8 protein-coding genes are annotated in these 9902 nt (G+C 36.9%); 6 read left to right on the top strand and 2 right to left on the bottom strand.

The genetic code is table 11. The features are described 5' to 3' along the window. Positions 1 to 397 precede the first annotated feature (397 nt). The 6 genes from AC1DND_RS09670 (at position 398) to AC1DND_RS09645 (ending at position 6703) form a co-directional block, all read left to right on the top strand. The gene (locus tag AC1DND_RS09670) at positions 398 to 1231 is read left to right on the top strand and encodes a prephenate dehydratase (protein ID WP_108201601.1); all 834 of its coding nucleotides are present in this window, start codon (positions 398 to 400) and stop codon (positions 1229 to 1231) included. 170 nt (positions 1232 to 1401) lie between these two features. Next, on the top strand, positions 1402 to 2541 hold the full coding sequence (locus AC1DND_RS09665) for a chorismate mutase (RefSeq protein WP_057934078.1): 1140 nt from the start codon (positions 1402 to 1404) through the stop codon (positions 2539 to 2541). Positions 2542 to 2722: 181 nt separating this feature from the next. After that, complete coding sequence (gene aroA / locus AC1DND_RS09660; protein WP_477581158.1) at positions 2723 to 3991, top strand: 3-phosphoshikimate 1-carboxyvinyltransferase; 1269 nt, start codon at positions 2723 to 2725, stop codon at positions 3989 to 3991. Positions 3992 to 4107: 116 nt separating this feature from the next. Beyond that, positions 4108 to 5205, top strand: a complete 1098-nt coding sequence (aroC, locus tag AC1DND_RS09655; RefSeq protein ID WP_477581156.1) for a chorismate synthase — start codon at positions 4108 to 4110, stop codon at positions 5203 to 5205. 9 nt (positions 5206 to 5214) lie between these two features. After that, positions 5215 to 5823 (top strand): DUF1684 domain-containing protein, encoded by a 609-nt coding sequence (locus AC1DND_RS09650; protein ID WP_477581154.1) that lies wholly within the window; start codon positions 5215 to 5217, stop codon positions 5821 to 5823. A gap of 124 nt (positions 5824 to 5947) precedes the next feature. After that, positions 5948 to 6703: a LytR/AlgR family response regulator transcription factor gene (locus AC1DND_RS09645; protein WP_477581152.1), complete on the top strand. Its 756-nt coding sequence runs from the start codon at positions 5948 to 5950 to the stop codon at positions 6701 to 6703. Position 6704: 1 nt separating this feature from the next. Here AC1DND_RS09645 and AC1DND_RS09640 read toward each other — a convergent pair whose 3' ends face one another. Together AC1DND_RS09640 and AC1DND_RS09635 are read right to left on the bottom strand one after the other, a co-directional pair. Then, positions 6705 to 8960, bottom strand: a complete 2256-nt coding sequence (locus AC1DND_RS09640) for a tetratricopeptide repeat-containing sensor histidine kinase (protein ID WP_477581150.1) — start codon at positions 8958 to 8960, stop codon at positions 6705 to 6707. A 336-nt stretch (positions 8961 to 9296) separates the two neighbouring features. Beyond that, a partial coding sequence (locus AC1DND_RS09635) for a transketolase C-terminal domain-containing protein (protein WP_477581148.1) occupies positions 9297 to 9902 on the bottom strand: 606 nt, incomplete at its 5' end.

Below are 9902 nucleotides of genomic sequence, written 5' to 3'. Positions count from 1 at the left end.
CGGGAATCTTAATACTTTTGCATTAAGATTCCCAATCAAGTTGGGAATGACGATCTCGCGCGACTGATCATCTCTAATCAACATTTCTAACCCTAACCATATAAAAATCCGTTTTTAAGTTGTTTCATGAAACAAAAAGACCAATTCAGAAAACAGACCGTTTTTAACAAAATTAAATTTTATTAAAAATATTTTCAATTTCCTATTGACAAATTAAATTTTGTTGCTACATTTGGCTCAACAAAAAAAGAGATGAAAAATTTTAACACATATTACTTTGGTTACTTTTACTATTTTAGTGAGAGCCGGGGCTAATATGCAAAAAGATATATAACAATATTAAAATGTATAAAAAAGTCCCGGCAAACAGCCGGGACTTTTTTGTTTTAACGCAAAAATGGAAACGACAAAACGAGTAGCAATTCAGGGTATTAAAGCATCTTTCCACGAGGAGGCCGCCTACAAATTCTTTGGTAAAGACATTGAAACTGTTGAGTGTAATTCTTTTAAAGAAACCTGCGACAAGCTAGAAAAAAACGATGCCGATTTCGTAGTAATGGCTATCGAAAACTCTATTGCAGGTAGTTTATTACCAAACTACACACTGATCAGAGATTTTGGTTTTTCGGTTGTAGGCGAGGTTTACTTACCTATCCAATTGCACTTGATGGCACTACCAGGCGTAAAGTTTGAAGATATTAAAGTGGTGACTTCACATCCGATCGCCATCCGCCAGTGTATCGATTTCTTTTATGATTACCCACACATTAAAATCGTGGAGAGTAACGATACTGCTGCTTGTGCAAAACGTATCCAGGAAGAGCAATTAACGGACACCATGGCCATTGCAAATAGTTTAGCCGCAGAACTTTACGGCTTAAACATTTTAGAACGCCGTGTAGAATCGAACAAGAAAAACTATACCCGTTTTCTGATCCTTAAAAAGGATAAAACAGACGAAGGAAAGAAAATAAACAAAGCATCAATCTGTTTTCAGGTTGGACACAAAGCAGGCTCATTGGCAACTGTGTTAAATATTTTCGCCGAACAGGATGTAAGCTTAACAAAAATACAATCTATGCCGGTTTTAGGTAAAAGAAACGAGTATTACTTTTACGTCGACTTAGAATGGCCAAGTACAGAAAAATATGATAAGGCAATTAGAAAGGCATTAAAATATACATCGAACTTTAATATCCTGGGAGAGTACCAGAAGAACGATAAGGTATAGACTGGTTAATTGTATAAATTGTTAAAACTGGTTAACTGAACATTTAACCGATTTAAACAATTAACCGCTTAACCCAAAATAGTTAACAATTTTAAGTTGGCAGGTTTAACCCAACAATACAACAATTAAATAATCGAATTAAAAAATATTACTATCACACCCCCATCATCATGAAACTTAATTTAAACATCCAACCATTAAACACCTGGTTAAACGTAAACAACGAACCATTAATCATTTCTGGTCCTTGTAGCGCAGAAACTGAAGAACAATTATTAACTACAGCGCACTTATTGGCTGCTACCGGTAAAGTATCGGTATTGAGAGCTGGCATCTGGAAACCACGTACCCGTCCGGGAGAATTTGAAGGTATCGGAAGTATCGGTTTAGAGTGGTTAAAACGTGCTAAAGCAGAAACTGGTTTACCAACTGCTGTAGAGGTTGCAAATGCAAAACACGTTGAAGAGGCTTTAGCAGCTGGTGTAGATATCCTTTGGATTGGTGCACGTTCTACTGTAAACCCTTTCACTGTTCAGGAAATTGCTGATGCTTTAAAAGGCCATGATGTTCCGGTATTGATCAAAAATCCAGTTAACCCAGATTTACAGTTATGGATCGGTGCAATTGAGCGTATCAATGGCGCAGGAATTACTAAAATCGGTGCTATTCACCGCGGTTTCTCATCATTCGAGAAAAGTTCTTTCCGTAACGAACCAATGTGGGAACTTGCTATTCAATTAAAAACACTTTGCCCTGAGTTACCGATCATCAACGATCCAAGTCATATTTGCGGTAACCGTGAGTTAATCCCTTACATTTCTCAAAAAGCATTGGATTTAGACATGCAAGGTTTAATGATCGAATCTCACGTAGATCCTTCAGTTGCCTGGACAGATGCTAAACAACAAGTTACTCCTGCTGCTTTAGCTGAATTGGTTGACCGTTTAACTGTTCGTGAACCAGAAGCACCAAATGAAGCTTTCGCTGATAAATTAGCCGACCTACGTAAATCAATCGATAAAATTGATGATATCTTATTACAGAAATTAGGCGAGCGTATGGCTATTGTAGAGAAAATTGGTGAGTTTAAACGCGATAACCAGGTAACTATTTTACAGGTTAACCGTTGGGATGCCATCATTAAAAAAGGTCATGCTTTTGCAAAAGCTTTAAAATTAGACTTAAACTTTACTGAGAAATTCTTAGAATTGATGCACGGTGAATCAATCCGTAAACAAACTGAAATCATGAACGCTGGCAAAGCTGAACAAGGTATTGCTGCTGAGCAACATACTGAGGTTAAAGCGTAATTGAGGTTAAAAGCTGAAAGACTAAAGCTTAAAGCTAAGTTTAACAGTGATGTCATCCTGAGCCTGTCGAAGGACTTACGATAGTTTTCGACTAACTCAATATGATATTAAAAAACAAATATAATGTAAGTGTCAGGTGTTCCCATCTGACACTTACATTTAAGAATAAAAACAGAATAAAATGTCGAAAAACGCCTTAGTTTCTTTTAAAGGAACCAAGAATATTAATACGGAAATCCAATTAACGGGCTCGAAAAGCGAATGCAACAGGGCTTTAATTATTAGCGCTTTAAGCAAAAAACTGGTTAAAGTTGAAAACCTTTCCAATGCTGCCGATACGGTAACCTTAAATGGCATCCTTAATAATCTTGAAGAAGAATTAGAAGTAGAAATCCAGGAATCAAAAACAGTTGATGTTGGCCCTGCAGGAACCGCTATGCGTTTCTTATCGGCTTATCTTTCGGCTAAAAACGGTAATTTCTTACTTACCGGAACCGAACGGATGAAGCAGCGTCCCATTGGTATCTTGGCGGAGGCTTTAAAAACCATCGGCGCTGATATTTCTTATGCAGAAGCTGAAGGTTTCCCGCCATTAAATATTGTTGGTCCTTTAAATCAAAAAACTGCTGAAGTTAAAATTAAAGGCGATATCAGCAGTCAATATATTTCGGCCTTGCTGATGATTGCCCCTATCCTACCTCAGGGTTTAACTTTAGAAATTGAAGGCGAGCTTACCTCTAAACCATATGTAGATATGACTTTAGATATGTTGGCTGAAGTTGGCATTTCACATTCTTGGAACGGAAATTCAATTTCCATCAAACCACAGGTATTTAAACCTGGCACTTTGGTTGTGGAGCCCGACTGGAGCGCAGCATCGTATTGGTATAGTATTGCAGCTTTAGCTGATGAAGCAGAAATTAGCTTACCTGCTTTAAAAGAAAAAAGTTTGCAGGGTGATAGCCAGATCAAAAATATCATGAAGGTTTTTGGCATCGCTACCAACAAAACCAATGATGGAATTGCTATTAGCAACTTAGGCCTTTCTTTAGATACTAAAGAAATTTTAGATTTAAAAACCTGTCCGGATTTAGCACAAACCATTGTAGTTATTGCAGCTGCATTAGGTAAAAATATGTCTTTTACCGGCTTAGAAACCTTAAAAATTAAAGAAACAGACCGTATTGCAGCGCTTCAGAACGAATTGGCTAAAATAGGCGTTACTTTTACAGAGGATAATCTGGTTTATACCTTAAATACAGACAACCTTCATTTTCCGGATAAAGTTACCTTCGCARCCTACGAGGACCACCGTATGGCGATGGCTTTTGCACCACTTGCATTATTGATCAACGAAGTTGAAATTGAAGAAATGCAGGTAGTAGAAAAATCTTATCCATATTATTGGGAGGATTTGAAAAAAGCGGGATTTGATGTTAGTATCAAGTAGCGAGAAGAAAGTATCAAGAACCAAGTATAAAGAACCAAGTATCAAGAACCAAGTATAAAGATTGGATATTAAAATCCATTCAATAATTTAATCAATCTATAATTCAATCAAAAATAATGGCAGGCAACTCATTCGGACAACTATTTCGCATCACAACCTTTGGCGAATCTCATGGCGTGGCCATTGGGGTAATTATTGATGGCTGTCCGGCGCAATTGGATATCGATATGGATTTTATCCAATCAGAACTTGACAAACGTAAACCTGGTCAATCCAAAATCACCACTCAAAGAAAAGAAAGCGATACCGTTCAGATTTTATCGGGTGTATTTGAAGGAAAAAGTACAGGTACGCCAATTGCACTTTTAATTCCGAACGAGGATCAACGATCAAAAGATTACGGTCATAATGTGGATGTTTACCGTCCCAGCCATGCCGATTATGTTTATGATGCAAAATATGGCATCCGCGATCACCGTGGCGGAGGTCGTTCTTCTGCCCGCGAAACGGCTGCCCGTGTAGCTGCTGGTGCCATTGCAAAGCTATTTTTAAAGCAACAGGGTATTGAAATTTTCGCACATGTAACTTCAGTAGGAACAATAGAAGCCCCCAATTTGGAAAGCAATGATTTATCCGCTTTATTGCAAATTAGAGAAGAAAATATTGTGCGTTGTGCTGATCCTGCAACTGCACACGAAATGATTGAGTTTATCGATGCGGTTCGTAAAGATGGTGATACCGTTGGCGGGAAAATAGGTTGTGTAGTAAAAGGCTGCCCTGCAGGCTTAGGTGAACCTGTTTTTGATAAATTACATGCCGATTTAGGTAAAGCGATGCTCAGTATTAATGCTGTTCATGGCTTCGAATATGGCTCAGGTTTTGCCGGAAGCGAATTAAGAGGATCGCAACATAATGATATTCCCCAGCCAAAAGCTGCCGATTCGAAAGTTTTTAAAACCACAACCAATTATGCCGGTGGCATTTTGGGTGGCATTTCTAACGGGATGGATATTACCTTCAAAGTAGCTTTTAAGCCCGTTGCAACCATTATGCATAACCAACAAACCATAAATGCTGCTGGTGAAGCTTCGGAGATTAAAGKCAAGGGCCGACATGATCCTTGTGTGGTACCCAGAGCAGTAGTAATTGTTGAGGCCATGGCTGCATTGGTTTTAGCTGATCAGTTTCTAAGAAATAAAGCAAGTATTATATAATTTTTGTTAATGAGAACCATCACCTTCTTATTTCTATTGATCAGCATGAATAGCTTTGCACAAAGTTATGCTGATCAGATCGCAAAACACCGTGAAACCTATAAACAGGATTTCATTAAAGATGAACGCTCACCACTCAAGAAAAATGACCTGCAAAACCTTCATTTTTATAAGGCAGACAGTGCTTATAAAATCTCGGCCGATGTAGAAATACTAAAGAATGAAAAAGTTTTCAAAATGCCTACTTTTAATGGCTCTAGCAGCGATTACTATAAATATGCACACGTAAACTTCCTTCTTAATGGCAAAAAAATCCAAATGACTTTATATAAAAGTGTTTCTTTATCAACCAACCCGGTTTATAAAGATCACCTCTTTCTGCCCTTTACTGATGAAACCAACAATAAGGAAACTTATGGCGGTGGCAGGTACATTGATCTGGATGCAAAAGAAATTGCAGATAATCACATCGAAATCGATTTCAATAAAGCCTACAATCCCTACTGTGCCTACAGTGACGGGTACCGTTGCCCAGTTCCTCTAGAAGAAAACGACCTGCAATTGGCTGTAAAAGCTGGCGAGAAATTATACACTGGTGAAAAGAAACACCAGAGATAAAAGTTAATGTTACGTTTATCCACAAAATGATACCTGATTGTATTATAATCCACATTTTAACGTAAATTACAAACATTAAGTAAAAATACGTGTTCTCTAACTAAATTACATAACCCATTCCTAAATGACGTACAGCTGTTTAATTGTTGATGATAACGAAATTGAAAGAGATGCAATAGAAATGCATCTAAAAAGAATCCCATCATTAAATATTATCGCTGTCTGTAGTAACGGTATCGAAGCTTCGCAAATTTTATCAACTACTTCTGTAGATATTGTTTATTCTGATATTGATATGCCAGAGCTTTCTGGTATGGATTTATTAAAAAGCCTGAAAAAACAACCGCTATTTATCTTTATCACTTCATTTAGTGAGTACGCCGCAGAAAGTTTTAATCTGGATGCATTGGATTTTATTGTTAAGCCCGCAACGTTCGAACGCATATTAAAAGCCACAAATAAAGCGATCGAGTATATTGAATTAAGGAAACAGGTAAATAAACTTCCTGTCGAAAACCTAAACAACGACGATAAAAAAGACGATGATTATTTCTTTTTTAGAGAGACCAAAGGAATAACCAAGCTGAAATACAATGATGTAATTTATATTGAAAGTATGGGCGATTTTTCAAAGCTATTTACCAGTATCGATAAACATGTTATTTTAGTAAGCTTAAAAAATCTAGAAAAGCAACTGCCTTCAAAAATTTTCTCAAGGGTACACAAACAGTACATCATTAATATAAACCACATTGTAACCTTAACCAATCATGAGGTTCATTTAGATCATAACTTTCTGGTTCCGATAAGTGCTTCTAACAGGCAGGAATTATTGGAGAGATCGATTGACAAGAAAATTCTGTCTAGATTTTTAAAATAAGTTATTTTTTCAGGATTATTTTAAAATAACTTCCGCCTGTAGGATTAATATCGGCGCTAATTTTACCATCCATCAAGCTAATAAAAGTTCTGCAGAGCAATAAACCTAAACCTGTCCCTTTTTCTTTATTGGTACCTAATGTGCTCACACCCGCGCCTAAATAACCTGGCTTATTAAAATGCTCTACCTGTACAGGTGTTAAACCGATCCCTGTATCTGAAATTTTAATCTCCAGCACATTTCCGTTATGAACGGAACTAGTTGTGATCGTACCACCATTTGGCGTAAATTTAATGGCATTACTGATGATATTTCGAATAACCAGCATAAACATATTCGAATCTGCTTTGCAAAATGTTTTGGCTGGCACTAAATTCTGAATAGCTAAGCTTTTTTCGTTGGCGTTATCCTGTAAAGAAAGAATAACTTCATTAATGAGCTCATGAATATCCAACGATTCTAAATACGGGTTAAACCCCTGCATCTGGCTGGCGGCCCAATTAAGAAGATTCTCCATCATTGTAGAGGTATAGGTGAGGTTGTTTTTTAGTGATGCAGCATATCTGTTTAATTTTTCCTGTTCTATGTTACCGCCCTCTAACAACTGCATAAAGGAAATTAATGAATTTACAGGGGTACGCATATCGTGACTTACCACACTAAAAATACGGTCTTTAACCTTACTTAACTGCTCCAACTCCCGTTTCTGACTATTGATAATCTTATTTAACCTGGTTGTTTTCCGCTGGTTAAAAAATATAACCACGGCAATAATCAGAATCAGTGTGGTGGCTATGGTGAGGAATAATTTCACACGTTCATCAAATTTAATCTGTTGTACCTGTTTACTAATCTGCTTATCCTTTATCCCGGCGGCTAACTTTGCCTCAAATTTAGCATTAGCAAATTTACTATCCTGAGCCAAACGCTGAATATCAAGATCAGCTTTTGCCTTTTGAAAAGTTAGGAGATCCAATGCTTTTTCTTTATCACTCAACACTAACTGTTGCCTTTTTAGCTCAAGTTCCTGTTGTTGTCTTTTTAACTCGCCTTCTGTAAGTTTTTGCTTCAATAAATAATCGCGTTCCTTAATACCAAAATCGAGCTGCATCTGCCTCCGGGTAATTTCCTTTTCCTTTTCCTGATCGAAAATCTTATCTCTAACGGCAATATATTGCCTGTAATAGGCTAAGGATTTGTTATAGTCTTTTAGTTTTTCATATACCGTACTCAACCCTAAACTAGATTGTTTTTCTATATCTAATAATCTGTTTTCTTCTGCAATTTTTAAACTATTATTGAGTAATAGGATGGCATTTTCAAAATCGTTTTCTTTTTGGTAAAAGTTTCCCAAGGCATATAAACTTGAGGCATAGGCTTCTTTATCTTCTCCCGACTTATTTAACTCAACTGATTTTTGATAGGATTTTAACGCCGCATCCTTTTGTCCTATTAAACTGTATAAATCAGCAAGATCTCGTTTAACAGTGGCTATTAAACCTATGTCTCCAATGGCTTCTGATACCCGCAACGATTTGTTATAATACGCTAAGGCCAGTTTAATTTTCTGGTTAGGTAATACATTCATCTCCTTTAATTCACGATCTGAAGCCTCAAAATAATTAGTACCAATCAGGCCGTAAACAACGGCTACGCCTCTTGTATTTTCGCCTCCTTTAGCAAATACTTTCAGCGCCATGTTCATATAAACCAAGGCCTGACTCTGGTTACCCAAACTTTGATAAATAGTAGAAATATTGGTATAACAACTTGCCATGTCGGTTTCGTTGCCCATTTTTTCGTAGATAGCTATGGCCTTTTGGTTAACTTCTAACGATTTTACATAATCAGGAATGCTGCCATATAAAGCACCTAAATTGAGGTAAGTTCCAGCAACCATATCTAAATTACCCACTGAAGAGAATTCAGCAGCTGCATGATTATAATTTTCTTCTGCCTTTTGGTAATTAGACCTGCCGTGATACATTAAACCCCTACGGTAATAAGCCATTGCAGAGAATTTTTTTAGATTTTTCTCATGCGAAAGCTGAATGGTTTTATCCACATACTCTTCCGCTTTATCTACATTTTTCATCCTCATGTATTGGCGGTAAACCTCCGTCAATATTTTGATTTTGGTGGAATCTGTTTTTAAATTCTTTTTATTTAAACTTAAAAGGCTATCCAGTTTTTTCTGTGGCGCACTCACCTGGCTAAAACCAGTTATGCACAAAAATGACAAAAAGAGAAACAGCATGCCTTTTTTAGAAAAACACGCTTTACTAACGAACTGAGCATTTACAAGATAGCACTTCATTTTCAGATCAAACCAATGATTTGTTTCTTCTATATAATGAGCATAAAAAATCTTGAAAATTACAGCGTTTCATGTTCTGGCTGAGATAAAACATACTGAAATAACAAAATAGAGTTTGGCGTATAAAAGTAGTTAAAAAACTGATCAATAAATAACCAGTTTTTTAACTTTTCACCAAGAATCTTAATCATTTAAGCATAAACAAAATAAGAAACCGATTGTATACCCTTTAAATTATCCAGGCAGTTAAATCTTATACCCAAGCGATTTGCTTTATTAAAAAAATGCGGGGTATTTAGTTGGATTTGCATCGTGCATCATCTGGTAAATGGTTTCAATTACATCATCAACCGATGGTTTACTGAAATAATCACCATCAGACCCAAATGGCGGGCGGTGTGCTTTAGCAGATAGTGTTTTCGGCTGGCCATCTAAATGGAAATAACCTTTTTGTTCTTCGAGTACCTTTTGCAGGATATATGCAGATGCACCTCCAGGAACATCTTCATCTACGACCAGTAATTTATTGGTTTTGGCAAGGGAGTTTACACAAACCTGAGTGGTATCGAAAGGTAATAATGTTTGTGGATCAATAATTTCTACAGAAATGCCTAATAAGCTCAATTCTTCTGCGGCTTCCTGAACAATTCTTAACGAAGATCCGTAAGATACTACGGTTATATCTGTTCCTTCTTCTAAAACCTCTGCTTTACCTAATGGAACCGTAAAATCGCCAACATTATTTGGTAGTTTTTCTTTAAGTCGGTAACCATTTAAACACTCAACTACTACGGCAGGCTCATCAGCCCTAAAAAGGGTGTTGTACATGCCGGCAGCTTGCGTCATATTTCTTGGTACGCATAAATGCATCCCCCTTAAAGC

Source organism: Pedobacter sp. 01N416 (assembly GCF_056399685.1).
Note: the sequence above shows the minus strand (reverse complement) of the source record. Positions and strands in the feature narration are given on the sequence as shown.

Excerpts from the sequence above, each read along its gene's own strand:
- AC1DND_RS09670 (WP_108201601.1), top strand. The coding sequence starts at position 398 with ATGGAAACGACAAAACGAGTAGCAATTCAGGGTATTAAAGCATCTTTC.
- AC1DND_RS09665 (WP_057934078.1), top strand. The coding sequence starts at position 1,402 with ATGAAACTTAATTTAAACATCCAACCATTAAACACCTGGTTAAACGTA.
- AC1DND_RS09650 (WP_477581154.1), top strand. The coding sequence starts at position 5,215 with ATGAGAACCATCACCTTCTTATTTCTATTGATCAGCATGAATAGCTTT.
- AC1DND_RS09645 (WP_477581152.1), top strand. The coding sequence starts at position 5,948 with ATGACGTACAGCTGTTTAATTGTTGATGATAACGAAATTGAAAGAGAT.
- AC1DND_RS09640 (WP_477581150.1), bottom strand. The coding sequence starts at position 8,960 with ATGCTGTTTCTCTTTTTGTCATTTTTGTGCATAACTGGTTTTAGCCAG.